Below are 19,180 nucleotides of genomic sequence, written 5' to 3'. Positions count from 1 at the left end.
ATCACTCAGCGCTTGGCGGCCCGCCGCTCGCCACCCAGAAGCTGGATGGCCACGAGCAAAGGCACGATCATGATGAAGAAAACCAGCGTGTAGGCGCTGGCGATTTCGAGCCGCATGGAGGCGTAGCTGTCGGCAAGGCCCACGGGCAGGGTCTGGGTCAGCGGCGTGTGCAGCATCCAGGTGAGGTTGAACTCGCCGATGGAGAGCGTGACCACCATGAGCGAGCCGGCGATGATGCCGCCCCGCGCATTGGGCACCACCACCTGAATGAAGCGCTGCCAGGGCGTGGCGCCGAGGCTCGCGGCCCCTTCTTCCAGCGTGCGCACGTCCACGGCGGCGAGCACCGCCATCACCGAGCGCAGCATGAAGGGCAGCGTGTAGAGCACGTGGCCCACGAGAATGAACAGGATGCTGGCGCGGAACTCGCGGATGCCGCCATAGGCGATGATGAGCGCCAGCGCGAGGGCGAGGCCGGGAATTGCGACGGGCAGCGTCACCACCTCTTCCACAAGGCGCGACATGCGGCCGGGCTTGCGGGCCAGCGCCCAGGCGGAGGGCACGCCCAGCGCCAGCGTGACGACGAGGGTGCCAAGCGCCAGCGCGATGGAGCGGAAGATGGTGGGCGCATAAAGGCCCCATACCTGCGCCACCCACTCCAGCGTAAGCCCGGAGCGGACGCCCTGAAAGTAATTGACGGTGACGCCCGCAAGGATGGAGGTGCCCGCCGGCACCACCAGGAAGGCCGTGGCGAGCAGCGTGATAACGAGTTGCAGGGCGAAAACGAGAGGGGAGCGTTTCATCGGCCTCACCCCGCCGCCGCCACGCGGTCACCCGCGAGATTGCGTGTCGCCGCCAGCACCAGCCAGGTGATGAGGCCGAGCGCGATGGAGAGCGCCGCCGCGCTGGCGATGTTCGCGTTGAGCGTAAACTCCGTATAGATGGTCATGGCCAGCACATCGATGCGGGTGGCGAGCGTAAATGCGGTGCCGAAGGCGCCCATGGCGGTGGCGAAGGCGATGGCGCCGGAGGCCATGAGCGAGGGCGCGATGCCGGGCAGGATCACATCCCGCAGCACCTGCACCCGACTCGCGCCGAGCGAGCGGGCGGCCTCCTCCAGCGCCGGATCGAGCTTCTCCACCGCGGCGAGCAGCGTCACCATCACCCGCGGCAGCGAGAAATAGACATAGCCCGCGAACAGGCCGGCCATGGAATAGGCGAACACCAGCCGCCCCATGCCGAGCGCCTGCGTCCAGCCGCCGATGAGGCCCTGCCGGCCGGCGAGCAGGATGATCATGAAGCCCACCACCACGCCGGGAAAGGCGAGCGGCAAGGTGAGCATTGCGATCAGGATGTTCTGCCCCGGAAAGCGCGTGCGACCGAGGAACAGGGCCACCACGACGCCGATGGCGAGCGTCGCCAGCGTCGCGGTGGCGGAAAGGACCAGCGTCGCGATGAGAGTGGAGAAATGGCGCGGGCTGGTGACAAGCACCAGATATTCGCCCAACCCGTTGGGACCCGAGCCCGCGACGGCCACGAGCCGCGCCATGGGCAGCAGGAAGAAGGCCAGCACGAACAGGCCGAGCGGCAAGAGGAACAGACGGGCCAGACGATCTGCGCTGGGCATGGCTTTCACTTTGCGAAGGTGCCGGCGCGCGGCACGCCGGCGGACGGGTTGAAGGCTTGCTCAAGGGAAGGCGGCGGCAGGCGGTCGCGGATACGCTGGGCAGCCCACAGTGGGACCGCGCGAATGGCGTCAAACCCAACCCAGCCCACCGCGCGACATGTCCCCTCCCCCCTTGAGGGGGAGGGATAGGGAGGGGGGTACGACCGGGCGGGGCATCCCTTCTCCGCAGCCAAAGACGCATAGTCGGAGAGGGCATTACCCCCCTCCCCAGCCCTCCCCCACAAGGGGGAGGGTGTTCGCGACAGGATGCGCTCCCGCGCCTCACTTCACCTCGGAGAGATACTTGTCCGAGAAGCCCTTCTGCACGGTCTCCATTTTGCCGTAGTCCACCGCCTTGGCGCGGGCGTAGTCGGCGGCGGGGAGGAAGCGGTCGGCGACCTCCTTCGGCAGTTCCACGTTGCGCGCGGGGCGCAGATAGGCCTTGGCCCACATGGCCTGCCCCTTGTCCGAGAGCACGTAGTCGAGAACCTTCTTCGCCGCTTCCGGATGCGGGTCGTTCTTCACCATGCTCATCACGTAAGGCACCACCACGGTGCCCTCGCACGGGATCACGAAGGCGAAGTTGCCCTTCTCCGTGTACTTGGCGCGATAGGCGTTGAAGTCATAATCGAACAGGATCGGGATCTCGCCCGAAACGACGCGTGCGTAGGACGTCTGCTTCGGCACGATGGGCTGGTTGGCCTGAAGCTTCTTGAAGAAGTCGATCGCCGGCGAGAAATTGTCGAGCGAGCCGCCGAGGCCGGTATTCACCGCCACCGCGCCCACATAGCCCACGAAGGCGCTGGAGGGGTCGAGATACCCCACCATGCCCTTGTATTCGGGCTTCAGGAGATCGCTCCAGCAGGCCGGGACCGGCGCGCCGCCGAGGGCATCCTTGTTCACGAACAGGCCGAGCGTGCCGGAGTGGATGGTGAACCAGTGGCCGTCCGCGTCCTTGAGGCCGGCGGGAATCTCGTCAAAGCCCTTGGGCTTGTAAGCCTGAGTGAGGCCGGCATCCTTGACCTTGATGCCGAAGGTGACGCCGAGATAGGCGACATCGGCCACCGGGCTCGCCTTCTCGGCGATCATCTGGGCCATGGCCTGGCCGGAATTCTTGTTGTCCGGCGGCACCTCGACGCCCGTGTCGGCCTTGATGGCCTTGAGCATGGAGCCCCAGTCGGCCCATTCGGGCGGGCAGTTGTAGCAGATGGCATCGGCGGCCGAAGCGGCCGACGCCGCGCCGAGCGAAAGCCCGGTGGCGAGCAGAACGGTCGTGAGCAGGGACTTCATCGCAGAGCCTTTCCTGAGGCGGTTTGGCGGGGTGAAGGGGTAGCGGCGCGCCGCCCCTTGGGGGCGGCCGGCGGCAGATGCGGCGCGGGGGCGAGCGTGCCGGCGGCGCGCAGTTCGAACGGCAGATGCTCCACGGTGCGCGCGCGCTCGCCCTCGATGAGGTCGAACAGCCGCGCCACTGCCCGCTCGCCCATGCGGCGGGTGGGTTGGTCCACGGTCGCCAGCACCGGCGTGACGAGGCGACCGATGGCGATGCCGTCGAAACCGGCGACCGAGACATCCTGCGGCACGGCGAGCCCCATCTCGCGCACGGCGGCGATGACCGAAAGGGCGAGCAGATCGTTGGAGCAGATGATGCCCGTCGGCCGGTCCGGCCCCGCGAGCAGGCCCGCCAGGGCAGCGCGGTGGGCGGCGGTGTCGGCGAGATAGTCGAGTTCCAGAACGGGCTCGGGCTCCAGGCCCGCAGCGGCCATGGCGGCGAGATAGCCCTGATGGCGCAGGCGCGAGCGGTCCGAGGTGGAGAAGCGCCCGGCGATGAACAGCAGGCGCCGGTGGCCGGCGGCGAGGAAGGCCTGCGTCAGCGCGCGGCTGGCACCCGCATTGTCCACGGTGACCGACGCGCGGCTCGCGCCCTGTGGCTCGTTATAGACGAGCACATAGGGGATGCGCTCCGCATCGAGCCAATCGAGCGTGGCGTTGTTGTCCGGATCGGCAACGGTGAGCACGAGGCCCGCCACCCGCTGGGCCACCAGCGTGCCGACCAGTTCCCATTCGCGCTCGGCATCATAGTCGGTGGCCGTCAGCAGCAGGGTGTGGGCACGGTGGCGCGCTTCGGCCTCCATGCCCGCCACCGAGCCCGCGAAAACCGGATTGGTGAGGCTCGGAATGACGACGCCGAGCGTGCGCGTGCGCAGCGTCTTCAAGGAACGCCCGATCTCGCTGGGCCGGAAGCCGAGTTCCGCTACCGCCGCCCGGACGCGGGCCTCCACCTCCGCGCTGGTCCGCGCGGTCCCGTTCAGCACGCGGCTGACGGTCGCGATGGAGCAGCCGGCATGTTCGGCGACGGTGCGTATGGTGACGGTCTGGGGCACGAGGGATCCGTGAAATCGTTTTCACGGCTCTCCTATCGCGCCTCTGCAACAGCCCTGTGACACGCGCCGATGCCTGCCCGGCAAAGAAAAAGGCGCCGCCCGGTGGGGCGGCGCCAAGGTGAGGTCATGTGAGTGAAACGCCGGAAACCGGATTTGGTTCAGCGCGGCCGGGGCGGCAGGGGCCCGACGTTGAAGATCTGCACCCGGCGGTTCACCGGCGATTCCGGATTCTTCGTATCCTGCAACGCCTCTTCGCCGAGGCCGACGGCCTCAAGACGCGCCGGATTCACGTTGAAGGTGGTGGTCAGCGCCTCCACCACCGCATCGGCGCGCTCCTGGCTGAGCTTGAGGTTGTGCTCGCGCGTGCCGGTCGTGTCGGTATTGCCCGTCACGATGAAACGGTAGCCCTGAAGCACCGGATTGTGCAGCGCGTCGGCGATGGCGCCGATGGTGGCGTAGCTGTCCGGCAGGATGATCGCCGAGTTGAGCTTGAACTGGATCTGCACGTTGATCTGCGCCAGCTTGTCGAGCTGGATCGCCAGCGGCGGGCGCTGCGAGGGCGGACCGGAATACATGGTGGCGTGATCGAGCGCCGCCTGGCGCAGGCTGGCGGCGGTGACGACCGGCGCGTCCTGCGTGAGATTGTTCAGGCCCTGAACGATCTGGGCGTTGGAGAGGTCCGTCTGCGCGGCCAGAGGCGCGGCGGCGGACACGAGCAGGGCGGCCGTGAGCGCGCCGCGGAGCATCAACGACTTCATGGGCGTCGTCCTTCTTTCTGCGGTTGCGCTCAGCGCCAGCCGGCGTCGGTGATGGTCTGGTTGCAGGCCTTGCTCACCGCTTTGCTGGCATCGACCAAGCAATTGATGAGATTGCCGTCACCCGGCACCACGCCCTGGCACAGGCGCGCGGCATCGGCATTGCAGACCTTGAAGATGGCCTGCTGGGCCGCGATGCGCTTGCCGATGGACGCCTTTGCCGCCGCAAAGTCGCTCTTGCACTTGGGCGCGACCTTGGAGGCATTGGCATCGAGGCAGCCGAGCAGCTTGCCGCCGCCGAGGTTCACATCGGCGCAATATTTCATGATGTCGGGGCCGCAGCTCTTCGCAAGCAGGGCGCCCGCCTGCTGGTAGCTCATCGTCTGAGCCTGCGCGCCGCTCGCCGCCGCGACCAGAAGGCCAGCCACGAGCCAAGTTCTGAACTTCACCATGAACACCCCCGCGTCAAGGACACGGTATGGGTGTAACAGATGCGTGAAGAGGAACATAGGGCAGCGCTGCTGCCCAAACGCTTGAAAACAGGCCCTATCTCGCTAACGGCCGTTGCGCCCGCATGGCGCCGGCCTCATCGCCGGACGCGCACTTGGGCCGGCCGCAGACGGAGGCGGAATCTCGCGCCCTTGCCACCGCGCGGCTCCTCGTCGTCCTCCTCGCGAGGCAGCAGCATGACGGCGACGCCCATCTGCACGCTGCCGAAGGTGAGGCACATGGCAAAAAAGAGCACCGCCGCGGCAAGAAGGCCTTCCGGCGACTGCACGATGAGGGTGCGCAGGCCATGCAGGTCGAGCGCGAGGAAGAGCGCGACGAAGCCGATGGCCACGGCAAACCCGATGAGGGCGTGCCGGATGAGGAAGCGGACGAGTTGCGGCATGGGCGCCAATCCTAGATTCCGGCTCCCCCGTGCCGGAAGGGAATGGTCACACGTTGGGCGTTCCCATGCAACAATCCACAGCATGACGCTGCATTGGCGTGCAAACGATCCTGTTCCCGGAGAGAAACCCTGGGAGCGGGCATCGGGGAATATGCGATGGCCCGTGGATTGCATACAATGTTTGGCATTATGATGGGCCGTCCTGATCGGCCGCAGCGCGGCGCGTGCGCGCCATCTCCCTGCAACCGGGCCCGATTTCGGCCCAAGAAGGATCCATTGCCCATGTGGAAGCGGACTCTGGCCACCCTCGTCCTGAGCACGGGACTGGCCACGGGACTGGCAGCGAGCGTTGAGGCGCAGACGCTCCGGTTCGGCCTCATGGAAGATCCCGATGCCCTCGATCCCACGCTCGCCCGCACCTTCAGCGGCCGCATGGTGTTCGCGGCGCTGTGCGACAAGCTGGTGGATATTGATGCCAAGCTGAACATCATTCCGCAGCTCGCCACCGAATGGTCCTGGTCGCCCGACCAGAAGACGCTGACCATGAAGATCCGCGACGGCGTGCTGTTCCAGGATGGCGAGAAGCTCGACGCCGAGGCGGTGAAGTTCAATCTGGAACGCCACCTCAAGATGCAGGGCTCGCAGCGCCGCGGCGAAATCGCCGCCATCGACAGCGTCGAGGTGGTGGACCCGCTGACCGTCAAGATCAACCTGAAGACGCCCTTTGCGCCGCTGCTCGCGCAGTTCACCGATCGCGCCGGCATGATGGTCTCGCCCAAGGCGGCACAGGCGCTCGGCGACAAGTTCGCCTCAGCGCCCGTCTGCGCCGGTCCGTTCAAGTTCGTGGAGCGCGTGGCGCAGGACCGGATCGTTGTCGAGAAATTCGACAATTACTGGAACAAGGACAACATCTTCCTCAAGCGCATCGAGTTCAAGGTCATCCCGGACACGACCGTGCGCCTGACCAACCTGCGCTCGGGCCAACTCGACCTTCTGGAGCGGCTCGCCCCCACCGACCTGCCGCAGGTGCAAAGCGACAGCAAGCTTAAGATCGGCATGGCCTACGAGCTCGGCTACCAGACGCTGCTGCTCAATCTTTCCAAAGACGGCCCCCTCGCCAAGAACGCCAAGGTGCGTGAGGCTCTGGAGCTCTCCATCGATCGCGACGCCATCAACCAGGTGGTGTTCAACGGCGAGTTCCTGCCGGGCAACCAGTGGGTGAATCCCAAGAACCCGAACTATGTCTCGGCCTTCCCCATCCCCAAGCGCGACGTGGCGAAAGCCAAGGCGCTGCTGAAGGAGGCGGGGGTCACCACGCCGCTGGTCGTGAACTTCACCGTCTTCTCCGACAATCTCTCGCAGCAGTCGGCGCAGGTGATCCAGGCCATGGCCAAGGAGGCGGGCTTTGATCTCAAGATCCAGGCCACCGATTTCGGCACCGCCCTCAATCTGGCTGATCAGGGCAATTATGACCTCATGCTCTACAACTGGAGCGGCCGGCCCGATCCGGACGGCAACACCTACAACTTCCTGGCCACCAAAGCACCGCTGAACTATCCGCGCTATTCCAACGAGAAGGCGGATGCGGCCTTCCAGGCCGAACGGCAGAATAATGATCCGGAAGTCCGCAAGGCCGCCTGGAAGGATCTCGCCACGCAGGTGCTGGCCGACCGTCCACTGATCTATCTCTACCACCGCAAGCTGTTGTGGGCCTACTCCACCAAGCTCACGGGCTTCGGCGATTATCCGGACGGTCTTGTGCGCTTCACGGGACTCAAGCTGAACTGACCGTGACCGCCCCCGCCCGACGCCGGCGGGGGCGCCGCTGCTGATCCTGAAATAAAATAGAACCTCCAGAGGACAGGCCATGTGGAAGCAGTTTTTTGCGGCCCTCACCATCGTGGGAGGGCTCACGGGAGCCGTTGGTGCCGGCGCGCAGGCCCAGACGCTGCGCTTCGGCCTGATGGATGATCCGGACGCGCTCGATCCGACCCTGTCCCGCAACTACACGACGCGGATGGTCTTCGCTGCCCTCTGCGACAAGCTCGTGGACATTGACGCCAAGCTCAACATCATACCGCAACTGGCGAGCGAATGGTCCTGGTCCGCCGACCAGAAGACCCTGACCATGAAGATCCGTCCCGGCCTCACCTTCCATGACGGCGAGAAGCTCGACGCCGAAGCGGTGAAGTTCAATCTCGAACGTCACCAGAAGATGCCCGGCAGCCAGCGCCGCTCCGAGCTTGCCGCGCTCGACACGGTGGAAGTGGTGGACCCGGTGACGGTGCGCCTGCATCTCAAGGCGCCTTCGGCCCCCTTCCTCTCTCAGCTCACCGACCGCGCGGGCATGATGGTCTCCCCCAAGGCGGCACAGGCGCTGGGCGACAAGTTCGCCACCGCGCCGGTCTGCGCCGGGCCGTTCAAGTTCGTCGAGCGGGTGGCGCAGGACCATATCCTGCTGGAGAAGTTCGACGGCTACTGGAACAAGGACAACATCTTCCTCCAGAAGGTGGATTTCCGCACCATTCCGGACAGCACGGTCCGCCTCACCAACCTGCGCTCGGGTCAGCTCGATCTGCTGGAGCGCCTCGCCCCGACCGACCTGCCGGAAGTGCGCTCCCAGGGCAAGCTGAAGGTGGGAACGGGGTATGAGCTCGGCTTCCAGTCCATCATCTTCAACACCGCCAAGGCGGATTCGGTGATCGGTGGTGACGCCCGCGTGCGCAAGGCGTTCGAGCTTTCCATCGACCGCGAGGCCCTGAGCCAGGTGGTCTTCAACGGCGAATATCTGCCGGGCAACCAGTGGGTGAGCCCGAAGAACCCCTTCTATGTCTCGGCCTTCCCCATCCCGAAGCGCGACGTGGCCAAGGCCAAGGCGCTGCTGAAGGACGCGGGCGTCAAGACACCGGTGCCCGTGAACCTCATCGTCTATTCCACCAATGAGGCCGCGCAGGTGGGACAAGTGGTGCAGGCCATGACGAAAGAGTCAGGCTTTGAGGTGAAGCTCGTGACCACTGACATTGGCACTGCGCTCAATGCCGCCGACCAGGGCAACTTCGAAGCCTTCCTCTATGCCTGGAGCGGCCGGCCCGATCCGGACGGCAACACCTACAACTTCCTCGCCTGCAAGGCGCCGCTGAACTACACGCGCTTCTGCAACGAGAAAGCGCAGGCCGCGCTGGATGCCGAGCGCGCCACCAGCGATCCGGCGGCGCGGGCGGCAGCCTGGAAGAATCTCGCGGAAGTGGTGCTGACCGAAGACCCGCTCATCTATCTCTATCACCGCAAGCTCATGTGGGCCTACACGCCCAAGCTGAAGGGCTTCACCGAGGCTGACTATCCCGATGGCCTCGTGCGCTTCACCGGCCTGAAACTCGACTGACGGGATCGACCCCGCACAATGTTGCGCTTCTTCCTGAAACGGCTGGCCACGATCATCCCCACGGTGATCCTGGCCTCCATGATCATCTTCGCCCTGCAGCAATTGCTGCCGGGCGATCCTGCCATCGCCCTCTCCGGTGAGGAGAAGGACCCGGCCGCCATCGAGTTCATCCGCGAGAAGTACCATCTCAACGAACCGCTGCCGGTGCGCTACGGCTACTGGATCAGCGGCGTGCTGCGGGGGGATCTGGGCGAGAGCATACGCTTGCAGCAGCCGGTGGCGAGCCTCATCGTCTCCAAGTTTCCGGTGACGCTGCAACTGGCGGTCATGGCCATGGCCATCGCCTTGCTCATCGGCGTGCCCATGGGCATCCTCTCCGCCGTCCATAATGGCAAGGCAATGGACTACATCGCCAACGTCATCGCCTTGTGGGGCCTTTCGACGCCGAATTTCTGGCTGGGCATCATGCTCATCCTGCTGTTCTCGGTTCAGCTCGGCTGGCTGCCGGCCTCGGGCTACGTGCCGCCCACCGAGAACCTCCTGGAGAACCTCCGGGCAATGATCCTGCCCGCCTTCGTGCTGGGTAATTCCATCGCGGCGGTGATGATGCGGCACACCCGCGCCGCCATGCTTCAGGTGCTCTCCTCCGATTACGTGCGCACGGCCCGCGCCAAGGGCCTCGCGCCGCGCTCGGTCATCATCCGCCACTGCCTGCGCAATGCCGCCGTGCCGGTGATCACGCTCGGCGCGCTGGAGTTCGGCGCGCTGCTCTCGGGCGCGCTGCTCACCGAGCAGGTCTTCTCCGTGCCCGGCTTCGGCAAGCTGATGGTGGATGCGGTGTTCAACCGCGACTATGCCGTGGTGCAGGGCGTCGTGCTGTGCACGGCCACCACCTACATCCTGCTGAACCTGCTGGCCGATCTCGCCTATTTCCTCGTCAATCCGAAGCTGCGGCGGTCATGAGCACCTTGTCCTCCTCCCCCGCCCCCACCGTCGCGGTGCCGCGCGAGCGCACGCCCTTCGAGGAGGCCATGCGCCGCCTCGTGCGCCGGCGCGGCGCCATGATCGGCCTCGCCGTGGTGCTGTTCTTCATCATCATCGCGGTGTTCGCGCCCTATATCGCGCCCTATGACCCGACCGCCACGAGCTGGCTTGCCGTGCGCAAGCCGCCCACATGGGAGCATCCCTTCGGCACCGACGAGGTGGGCCGCGATGTGCTCTCCCGCGTCATCTTCGGCGCCCGCGCCTCGCTCTCCGCCGGGCTCGTCTCGGTGGCCCTCGCGGTCGCCATCGGCCTGCCGGTGGGCATGATTGCGGGCTATGCCGGCGGCTGGATCGAGGCGGCTCTGATGCGCCTCACCGATGCGCTGCTCGCCATACCCTTCCTTATCCTCGCCATCGCGCTCGCTGCCTTCCTCGGCCCGACGCTGACCAATGCGATGATCGCCATCGGGCTGTCCGCCACCACCATCTTCATCCGCCTCACGCGGGCGCAGGTGCAGTCCACCAAGGTGGAAGAGTATGTGGAAGCCGCGCGCGCGGCCGGCGCGACGCCGCTGCGCATCGTGCTGCGGCACATCCTGCCCAACATCATCCCCGCCATCCTCGTTCAGGCGACGCTCACCATTGCTGCCGCCATCATCGCGGAGGCGAGCCTGTCCTTCCTCGGGCTCGGGCAGCAGCCGCCCGATCCCTCCTGGGGCTCCATGCTGAACACAGCGAAGAACTTCCTCACGCAGGCGCCCTGGATGGCCATCTGGCCGGGCCTGTCCATCTTCCTCGCCGTGCTCTCCTTCAACCTGCTGGGCGATGGTCTGCGCGATGCGCTCGACCCGCGCCACCGCAACTGAGGAGGGGCCGATGAGAACACGAATCGGGCTCCCCATGACCCACACCGCCCCAAAGTCCTCCCCCGTTGCGGGCGAGGGTTGGGAGGGGGGTACAACGGGTGCCGCTTGGGGCGCGGCTGCCGGTTTGAGTCAGCCCATCCGTGGGGCGAGCGGAGAGGGCATCACCCCCCTCCCCAGCCCTCCCCCACAAGGGGGGAGGGAGACGGTGGCACATGCGACCTTCGTGAGCGCACGCGGAGGAGAGCGCCTGTGACCGACATCTCCTCCACGCCCTCCAAGCCCCCGCTGCTTGAGGTCCGCGACCTCGGCGTCGCCTTCGCCGACAAGGACAGCGTCGTCCATGCGGTGAACGGCGTCAGCTACACGCTGAAGGAGGGCGAGACCCTCGGCATCGTGGGCGAGAGCGGCTCGGGCAAGAGCGTGCACGTGCTCGCCATGCTGCGCCTCATCCCCATGCCGCCCGGCGGCATCGCCAGCGGGCAGGTGCTGTTCGAGGGGCGCGACCTGCTCACCCTCTCGGACGCCGAGCTGCGCAAGATCCGGGGCGGCGCCATCGGCTTCGTGTTCCAGGACCCCATGAGTTCGCTCAACCCGTCCATGACGGTGGGGCGGCAGATCATGGAGCCCTTGATGCTCCATTTGGGTCTCGGCGCCGACGCCGCCCGCAAGCGCGCCATCGAGCTGATGGACATGGTGCGCCTGCCCGATGCCGCCCGGCGCGTGGACCAGTTTCCGCACGAATTCTCCGGCGGCCAGCGCCAGCGCATCATGATCGCCATGGGCATCTCCTGTCGTCCCCGGCTGCTGATCGCGGACGAGGCCACCACCGCCCTCGACGTGACCGTGCAGGCGGACGTGATCGAGCTGGTGAAGGAGCTGAAGCGCGAGATCGGCATGGCGGTGATCTGGATCACCCATGATCTCGGTGTGGTGGCCGGCATCGCGGACACGGTGCAGGTGATGTATGCCGGCCGGGTGATGGAACGCGGGCCGGTGGATGACGTGTTCCGCGATCCCCGCAGCGCCTATACGCTCGGCCTCCTGCGCTCGCTGCCCGATCTCACGGCGCCGGCCGGCAAACGTCGGCGCCTCACCCAGATCGACGGCACGCCGCCGGACATGCGCTTTCCCCCGCCGGGCGACCCCTTCGCGCCGCGCAACCGCTATGCGACGCCGCGCTGCTTCACCGAGCGCCCGCCGCTCGCACAGGCGCCCGGTGCCGAGGCCGGCCATCTTGTGGCCGCCTGGTATGACCTGCCGAAGCTTCTCGCCGCGGAGGCGACGCCATGACCGCCCACTCCCCCTCCCCCGAGACCGCCGCCCCAAGCGGCTATCCGCTCATCTCCGTGCGCAACCTGTGCAAGCACTATCCCCTGCGCAGCGGCTGGGGCTTCAAGACCACCGTCTTCAAGGCGGTGGAGAATGTCTCGTTCGACATCCTGCCCAACGAGACGCTGGGGCTCGTGGGCGAAAGCGGCTCGGGCAAGAGCACCATCGGCCGCGCCGTCACCATGCTGAACCCGCCCACCTCCGGCGTCGTCGCCTTCGAGGGCACGGACCTGACGCAGCAGAGCGAGCGGCAGATGCGGGCCATGCGCAAGCGCATGCAGATGGTGTTTCAGGACCCCTATTCCGCGCTTAATCCACGCATGACGGTGGGCGATTTCGTCGCAGAGCCGTTGCTGATCCACGACATCGCGCCGAGCAGCGCCGAGCGACGGGACATCGTGGCGGAGCTGTTCGCCAAGGTGGGGCTCGATCCGCGCTATATGGCGCGCTTCCCGCACCAGTTTTCCGGCGGCCAGCGCCAGCGCATCTGCATCGCGCGCGCGATTGCGGTGAAGCCCTCCTTCATCGTGGCGGACGAACCCATCGCGGCGCTCGACGTCTCCATCCAGGCGCAGGTGGTGAACCTGTTGCAGGATCTGCAGGAAGAGCTGGGCCTCGCCTATCTCTTCATTTCCCACGACCTACGGATGGTGCGCTACCTCTGCCACCGGGTCGCGGTGATCTGGAAGGGGCGCATCGTTGAGATCGCGCCGAGCGAGATGCTCTACGCCAATCCGCTTCACCCCTACACGCGCCGGCTGCTCTCCGCCGTGCCGGTGCCGGACCCCGCCGTCGAGCGGGCGCGCACGCGCCTGCCCGCCATCGCCAACCTGCCCGACGACGAGGCGAGCCACGCGCTCGTGGAAGCCGCGCCCGGGCATTTCGTCGCCCAGGCCGCCATCGGCTGACGGCCAGCAGAACCCCAAGGAAACGTCCCCGTGCGTAATTTCTTCAAGACCGGCCGCTCCACCGTGTTCGCGCGCAATGCGGCGGTGGCCACCTCCCATCCGCTCTCCAGCCTTGCCGCGCTCGACATGCTGCGCGCCGGCGGCAATGCGGTGGATGCCGCCATCACGGCCGTGGCCGTGCAGTGTGTGGTCGACCCGCACATGACCGGCATCGGCGGCGACTGCTTCGTGCTCTACACGCCGAAGGGCGCGAGCGCGCCCATTGCCCTCAACGGCTCGGGCAAGGCGCCGGCGGCGGCGAACGTGGACTGGTTCATCGAGCAGGGCATCACCGAGATCCCGCTCGATTCGCCCCATGCCGTCACCATTCCCGGCGCGATCGCCGCCTGGACGAAGCTGCTGGCGGACCACGGCACGCGCTCGCTCGCCGACGTGCTCGCCCCCGCCATTCGCCTCGCGGAAGAGGGCTATGTGGTGCAGCCCCGCGTGGCGCGCGACTGGGCGCAGTATGCCCATCGCCTCCAGCGCGACGCGGTGAGCGTCGAGATCTTCCTGCCGGGCGGCAAGGCGCCGGGCCAGGGCGACGTCCACCGCCAGCCCAAGCTCGCCGCCACGCTGCGCAAGATCGCGGAAGGCGGGCGCGATGCCTTCTACACGGGCGAGGTGGCTGAGGATGCGGTGGCCCGGCTGAAGGAACTGGGCGGGCTCCACACGCTGGAGGATTTCGCTGCGGCCGAAGCGGAATATGTGACGCCCGTCACCACCAACTATCGCGGCTATGACGTCTATGAGTGCCCGCCCAATGGCCAGGGCCTCGGCGTGCTGATGATGCTGAACGCGCTGGAGGGCTATGACCTCTCGCCCGACGCCCTTGGGGAGGCGGATCGCATCCACCTCTTCGCGGAGATCAACAAGCAGGTCTATCACCACCGCGACCATCTGTTCGCAGATCCGGTTCAGGCCTCCGTGCCGGTCGCCGAACTGCTGTCGCCGGAATGGGCGGCCTTTGCCCGCTCGCGCGTGGACATGGCCAAGGCGGCCGATCCCATCGTGTGGCCGAAGGTGGCACACACAGACACCGTCTATCTCTGCGTGGTGGACAAGGACGGCAACGCCATCTCGCTCATCAACTCCATCTTCCACCAGTTCGGCAGTTGCATCACGGCACCGAAGTCCGGCTTCCTGCTGCACAATCGCGGCGCGCAGTTCCGCCTCATCAAGGGCCACCCGAATGCCATCGGCCCTTCCAAGCGGCCGCTGCACACCATCATTCCAGGCATGGTGATGAAGGACGGCAAGACCGTCGCGCCCTTCGGTGTCATGGGCGGGCAGTACCAGACCATGGGCCATGTGGAACTGCTGACCAACATTATCGATCGCGGGATGGACGTGCAGCAGGCCATGGAGGCGCCGCGCAGCTTTGCCTACAACGGTGCGCTGGAACTGGAGCCGGAATATGAACCCGGCCTGCTCGACGAGATGCTGAAGCGCGGCCACGCGGCCAAGTGGTCGGCGGACCCGCTGGGCGGCGCGCAGATGATCTGGATCGACCAGGAGACCGGCATCCTCGCCGCCGGTTCGGAACCCCGCAAGGACGGCATGGCGCTCGGCTACTGAAGACGCCGGCGGGGCGAGGCGCGGCAGACGCCTCTGCCCTGCTCGGAATCGCGAAGTGGCCGCCCCTGCGGCCGCTTCCGCTCACGGCTCACCCGGCAGCGAACAGCTTCTCCTTCAGGGCATCCTGCGTGCGGCGGTAGTGCGCGCATAGCAGGGCGACCGCCGCATCGGCATCGCGCTCCAGAACAGCCTTGGCAATCTCGGCGTGCTCCGCCTGCGGATCGCGCACGGACAGCTCCAGAAGACCGGCGATCTGCCGGTAGCGGATGCTCTGGGTGAACAGATGCTCGCAATATTCCATGAGGATGCTGGAGCCGCAGGGCGCCAGAAGCGTCATGTGAAAGGCGTGGTGCAGCTTCTCCCACTCGGGATCTATGGCGGCGTGCCGGACGCGCGCAGCCCTGTCGAGCCGGAAGAGCGCCAGCGTGACATCTTCCTCCCATGCGCCATCGCCGTGGGCGATGGCTTCCCGGAGCGCCCGTTCCTCGATCCAGCAGCGGCATCTGACGATGTCGTCATACTCATCCGCGCTGATGGGCTTCACCTGAAAGCCGCGCTGTTCGAGGCGCTCCACGAAGCCGAATGACGTGAGCAGGTTCAGCGCCTCCCGCAGCGGGCTGGAGCCGACCTCATAGCTGCGGCACAGCTCGTCGATCTTCAGCTTCTGCCCCGGCGCCAACGCCCCGCGGATGATGTCCTCCCGCAGGCGGTGATAGAGCTGCATGGTCACGGTACCCGGCGCGGCAGACACGGGGGCTGCGGCATCGTTGGCGGCGGCAGCCCCTTTTTCCGTGCTGTCGCTGCGGCGCCGCGGATCCATCCTCAAAAGACTCAACTCCACCCGAAAGACGGCACGCCATGCCCTAAAGGCACGGCACGGGCCCCAGAAAATATTCACGAACCCGTTCTGCGTCAATATATATTTTTATGGCGCAGCGCGCCAGTTTCATACATAAAATCTGTCTGAGAGATTTTTTAGCGATATAGTCCTGTCCTGCCGTCGTCGCGCCATCGAGCGGAGCGTGACGCAGCAGACGATCCAGCGTTGTGCGATCGCAGAAGGGACAGACATGAAGCTCGCAACATTCAAAATCGGCGCCCGGCCGACCTGGGGCGTCATCGCGGGAGATGAAGCGCTGGACGTCGGCGCCGTGCTTCGGGACCGCTATGGAAGCCTGAAGGCCGTTTTGGCAGCCGATGCGCTGTCTCAGGTGGAAGCGGCCCTGCCGCAGGCCGCACGCCATCCGCTTTCGGAGATCACCTGGCTGCCGGTCATCCCGGATTCCAACAAGGTGCTCTGCATCGGCCTCAATTATGAGATGCACCGGCTGGAGACAGGACGGGCCGTGGTGGAACACCCCACGGTGTTCACCCGCTTCGCCGACAGCCAGATCGGCCATCTGGCGCACATCATCCGACCGCGCGTGTCCCAGCACCTCGATTTCGAAGGTGAGCTTGCGATCATCATCGGCAAGCCCGGCCGCTACATCACGCGCGAGAACGCCTGGAGCCACATCGCCGGCTACAGCTGCTACAATGAAGGCAGCATCCGCGATTTCCAGCGCCACACCCACCAGTTCGCACCGGGCAAGAACTTCCCCGGCACCGGCGCCTTCGGCCCGTGGATGATGACGCCGGACGAGGCGGGCGACATCACCACCATGAAGCTGGAGACGCGGCTGAACGGGACGGTGGTGCAGGAAGCGCTCATCTCGCAGATGATCTTCGATATCCCCTGCCAGATCGAATATTGCTCCACCTTCACCAACCTCGAACCCGGCGACGTCATCGTGACCGGAACGCCCGGCGGCGTCGGCGCCAAGCGCACGCCTCCGCTTTGGATGAAGCCCGGCGACATCGTCGAGGTGGAGATCGACCGCGTCGGCATCCTGCGCAACGGCGTTGCCGACGAAGCCTGACCGATGACGGTGGCGGATGGCAGGCCCCATCCGCAACCCCAAGCAGACCTGACGGGCGCGCGGCTCTCCAGCCGGACGTGAAGGCCGGCGCGCGCCCGCTTCTCCCCATTCCGTCCGCCGGGGCCCTTCAAGGCAGCGCCGGCCAATAAACAACTCTGCAGGAGCGAGGAATGTCGACGCCAGCCTCTGCCGCGCCCCACGCGGCCACCCCCCTAGATCCAGCCTTCGACGGTCAGGCGGATATCAGCGCCCGTATCGAACGCCTGCCGATGACCCGCAAGGTCTTCTGGACGCGCAACATCATCGGCGCGGCCACCTTCTTCGATGGCTACACCGTCATTGCCATCGCCTATGCCATGCCTGTTCTGGTGAAGGAGTGGGGGCTCTCGCCGCAGGAAATCGGCATGATCCTCTCTCTCGGCTACATCGGCCAGTTGGTGGGGGCGATCTTCTTCGGCTGGCTCGCGGAGCGGATTGGCCGGCTTCATGTGCTTCTGCTCACCATCCTGCTGTTCGTCAGCATGGACATCGCCTGCCTCACCGCATGGAGCGCCACCTCCATGATCGTGTTCCGCTTCCTGCAGGGCATCGGAACCGGCGGCGAGGTGCCGGTGGCATCGGCTTACATCAACGAATATGTCGGAGCGCGGACGCGCGGGCGGTTCTTCCTGCTCTATGAGGTCATGTTCCTGCTCGGCCTCGTGGGCGCGGGAGTCATCGGCTATTTCCTTGTGCCGGTTTACGGTTGGCGGGCTATGTTCATCGTCGGGCTCGTGCCATCGGTGCTCATGATCCCGCTGCGCTGGTTCCTGTCCGAATCCCCGCGCTGGCTGGCCTCCCGTGGCCGCTATGCGGAGGCGGACCGCATCGTGTCCGATCTGGAGCGCAGCGCCACCGCTGCCGGCCATGTGCTGGAAGAGCCCCGCCCCCTCGCGCTGCGCCCCGCGCAGGTCGGAAAGGGCGACTGGCGGGAGCTGTTCCGAGGCATCTACCTGAAGCGCACGCTCATGATCTGGCCCCTGTGGTTCGCCACCCATGTGGTCAACAACGGCATGGCCACGTGGCTGCCGACACTCTACCGGCAGGTGTTCAACCTGCCCCTCTCCACCAGCCTCGCCTACGGCTTCACCACATCGGGAGCCGGCGTCGTGGGCGCGCTCACCTGCGCCATGTTCATCGACAGGGTGGGCCGCAAGCGCTGGTACACATACGCCCTGCTTCTTGCCGCCGTGCCGTTGGGCCTGCTCGGCTGGCTGGGCGCCACATCGGCCACGCAGGTGCTGTTCTTCGCCGCCATCACCTACGCCATCACCCAGAGCGTCACCTTCTCGCTCTATCTCTATTCGGCGGAGCTGTATCCGACCCGCATCCGCGCCATCGCCACCGGCTTCGGCAGCGCATGGCTGCGGCTTGGGTCATCGGCGGGTCCGCTGGTGGTGGGCGCGGTGCTCTCGGGCCTCGGCGGCATCCAGTGGGTGTTCGTCATCTTCTCGGCGCTGATCCTGGTGACCGGCGCATTCGTCGGCGCCTTCGCCGTGGAGACCAAGGGGCGCGTTCTCGAGGAGCTTTCTCCTTAAACCGCACGGGGTGAACGAGGCTCCCACGTAAAAGGAAAGCCGGGACGGCGCTGACCGTCCCGGCTTTTTATGTCTTGCGGTCGAATTGGTAGCCGCGATGGGCCACCGGAGGCTCAGTCGTAATAGCCGGGGGCCTTCTTGAAGGACGGCCAGGCATCCGGATCATGGCCCGTCACGACCTGCGCGCCGGTGCGCTCGGCCAGCGTACGCAGCTTCTGCACCGAACGCACCGTATCGACGGTGGAGGCGAGGAAGCCGGGCAGGGCCTGCTCGTTCCAATGATCCAGCGTATAGGCGGCGTCGATGGTCAGCAGCAGCGGGCCGGACTTCGGCAGGCGCACCAGGAAGGACTGGTGCCCCGGTGCATGGCCGGGCGAGAAGACCGTGGTGAGCGTGCCGTCACCATAGATGTCGTAATAGTCATCCACGTCGGCGTTCAGGAACTGCCAGCGCAGGCCGGGACGATCGAAATCCTTGCGGATATAGCCGCCGCCGGCGAACCAGTCCGGCGTGAAGGCGTATTCGTATTCGCGCCGCTGCACGATGTGCGTGGCGTTCGGGAAGCGGCCGATGGCGCCGGTGTGGTCGAGATGCAGGTGCGACTGCACCACATACTTCACATCCGCCGGATCGATGCCGAGCGCCTTCACCTGCGCCACGCAGCCCTCGTCCTCGCGCATCACCGGCCAGTAGACGTCGCAGACGCCGCCCCAGTGTCCGCGCGGGTCGGTGGCGACTTCCACCGCATTGCCGCCATCGATGATGGTGTGGCCCTTGGGGTGGGTGATGAGGAAGAAGGGCACCGGGATCTCATAGTCCGCGCCGTTGCCCTGGTTCATCTTGATGTTGTGAACCTTGCACTTCAGCGAGCCAGACTGAAGCATATAGAGGCGGATGTCGGTCATGG

General features: G+C 66.3%; 18 protein-coding genes. 9 read left to right on the top strand and 9 right to left on the bottom strand.

The genetic code is table 11. From position 1 onward, the window contains the following. Positions 1-5 precede the first annotated feature (5 nt). The 7 genes from AZC_RS04000 to AZC_RS03970 all read right to left on the bottom strand — a co-directional run bounded on the left by AZC_RS04000 (position 6) and on the right by AZC_RS03970 (position 5,691). The gene (locus AZC_RS04000) at positions 6-800 is read right to left on the bottom strand and encodes an ABC transporter permease (RefSeq protein WP_043878861.1); all 795 of its coding nucleotides are present in this window, start codon (positions 798-800) and stop codon (positions 6-8) included. Between the two features lie 5 nt (positions 801-805). Further along, positions 806-1,624: an ABC transporter permease gene (locus AZC_RS03995; RefSeq protein WP_043878860.1), complete on the bottom strand. Its 819-nt coding sequence runs from the start codon at positions 1,622-1,624 to the stop codon at positions 806-808. Between the two features lie 321 nt (positions 1,625-1,945). Continuing rightward, positions 1,946-2,953, bottom strand: coding sequence for an ABC transporter substrate-binding protein (locus tag AZC_RS03990; protein WP_012169313.1), 1,008 nt, complete (start codon positions 2,951-2,953; stop codon positions 1,946-1,948). Continuing rightward, positions 2,950-4,044, bottom strand: a complete 1,095-nt coding sequence (locus tag AZC_RS03985) for a LacI family DNA-binding transcriptional regulator (RefSeq protein ID WP_012169312.1) — start codon at positions 4,042-4,044, stop codon at positions 2,950-2,952. Before AZC_RS03985 ends, AZC_RS03990 begins: the two co-directional genes overlap by 4 nt. A 158-nt stretch (positions 4,045-4,202) precedes the next feature. Beyond that, positions 4,203-4,802, bottom strand: a complete 600-nt coding sequence (locus tag AZC_RS03980; RefSeq protein ID WP_012169311.1) for an OmpA family protein — start codon at positions 4,800-4,802, stop codon at positions 4,203-4,205. A gap of 29 nt (positions 4,803-4,831) precedes the next feature. Continuing rightward, a complete protein-coding gene (locus AZC_RS03975) occupies positions 4,832-5,251 on the bottom strand; it encodes a hypothetical protein (protein WP_043879999.1) in 420 nt (139 codons plus the stop codon). A 134-nt stretch (positions 5,252-5,385) separates the two neighbouring features. Beyond that, positions 5,386-5,691 (bottom strand): hypothetical protein, encoded by a 306-nt coding sequence (locus tag AZC_RS03970; protein ID WP_012169309.1) that lies wholly within the window; start codon positions 5,689-5,691, stop codon positions 5,386-5,388. A gap of 282 nt (positions 5,692-5,973) precedes the next feature. Here AZC_RS03970 and AZC_RS03965 point away from each other — a divergent pair, with 282 nt between their 5' ends. The 7 genes from AZC_RS03965 (at position 5,974) to ggt (ending at position 14,777) form a co-directional block, all read left to right on the top strand. Continuing rightward, entirely contained in the window at positions 5,974-7,479 is a 1,506-nt protein-coding gene (locus tag AZC_RS03965; RefSeq protein ID WP_043878859.1) for an ABC transporter substrate-binding protein, read from the top strand. Between the two features lie 79 nt (positions 7,480-7,558). Beyond that, positions 7,559-9,073, top strand: a complete 1,515-nt coding sequence (locus tag AZC_RS03960; protein WP_012169307.1) for an ABC transporter substrate-binding protein — start codon at positions 7,559-7,561, stop codon at positions 9,071-9,073. 18 nt (positions 9,074-9,091) lie between these two features. Further along, positions 9,092-10,036, top strand: a complete 945-nt coding sequence (locus tag AZC_RS03955) for an ABC transporter permease (RefSeq protein WP_012169306.1) — start codon at positions 9,092-9,094, stop codon at positions 10,034-10,036. Between the two features lie 68 nt (positions 10,037-10,104). After that, complete coding sequence (locus AZC_RS03950) at positions 10,105-10,923, top strand: ABC transporter permease (protein ID WP_244421835.1); 819 nt, start codon at positions 10,105-10,107, stop codon at positions 10,921-10,923. A gap of 249 nt (positions 10,924-11,172) precedes the next feature. Continuing rightward, on the top strand, positions 11,173-12,213 hold the full coding sequence (locus tag AZC_RS03945; RefSeq protein ID WP_244421789.1) for an ABC transporter ATP-binding protein: 1,041 nt from the start codon (positions 11,173-11,175) through the stop codon (positions 12,211-12,213). Continuing rightward, a complete protein-coding gene (locus AZC_RS03940; RefSeq protein ID WP_012169303.1) occupies positions 12,210-13,160 on the top strand; it encodes an ABC transporter ATP-binding protein in 951 nt (316 codons plus the stop codon). The genes AZC_RS03945 and AZC_RS03940 overlap by 4 nt, the downstream gene beginning before the upstream one ends. A gap of 30 nt (positions 13,161-13,190) precedes the next feature. Continuing rightward, positions 13,191-14,777, top strand: a complete 1,587-nt coding sequence (gene ggt, locus AZC_RS03935; protein WP_012169302.1) for a gamma-glutamyltransferase — start codon at positions 13,191-13,193, stop codon at positions 14,775-14,777. Positions 14,778-14,865: 88 nt separating this feature from the next. On the opposite strand, the gene AZC_RS03930 is transcribed toward ggt, so the two are convergent. Next, a complete protein-coding gene (locus AZC_RS03930; RefSeq protein WP_052285850.1) occupies positions 14,866-15,597 on the bottom strand; it encodes a GntR family transcriptional regulator in 732 nt (243 codons plus the stop codon). A gap of 250 nt (positions 15,598-15,847) precedes the next feature. On the opposite strand from AZC_RS03930, the gene AZC_RS03925 reads away from it, so the two are divergent. Next, positions 15,848-16,696 (top strand): fumarylacetoacetate hydrolase family protein, encoded by an 849-nt coding sequence (locus tag AZC_RS03925; protein WP_043878858.1) that lies wholly within the window; start codon positions 15,848-15,850, stop codon positions 16,694-16,696. 170 nt (positions 16,697-16,866) lie between these two features. Next, on the top strand, positions 16,867-18,273 hold the full coding sequence (locus tag AZC_RS03920; protein WP_012169299.1) for an MFS transporter: 1,407 nt from the start codon (positions 16,867-16,869) through the stop codon (positions 18,271-18,273). 113 nt (positions 18,274-18,386) lie between these two features. Here the strand turns inward: AZC_RS03920 and attM are convergent, their stop codons facing one another. Further along, positions 18,387-19,178, bottom strand: a complete 792-nt coding sequence (gene attM / locus AZC_RS03915; protein ID WP_012169298.1) for an AttM family quorum-quenching N-acyl homoserine lactonase — start codon at positions 19,176-19,178, stop codon at positions 18,387-18,389. Positions 19,179-19,180 lie beyond the last annotated feature (2 nt).

The sequence above is a fragment of the Azorhizobium caulinodans ORS 571 genome (genome assembly GCF_000010525.1).
GTDB lineage: Bacteria > Pseudomonadota > Alphaproteobacteria > Rhizobiales > Xanthobacteraceae > Azorhizobium > Azorhizobium caulinodans.
Note: the sequence above shows the minus strand (reverse complement) of the source record. Positions and strands in the feature narration are given on the sequence as shown.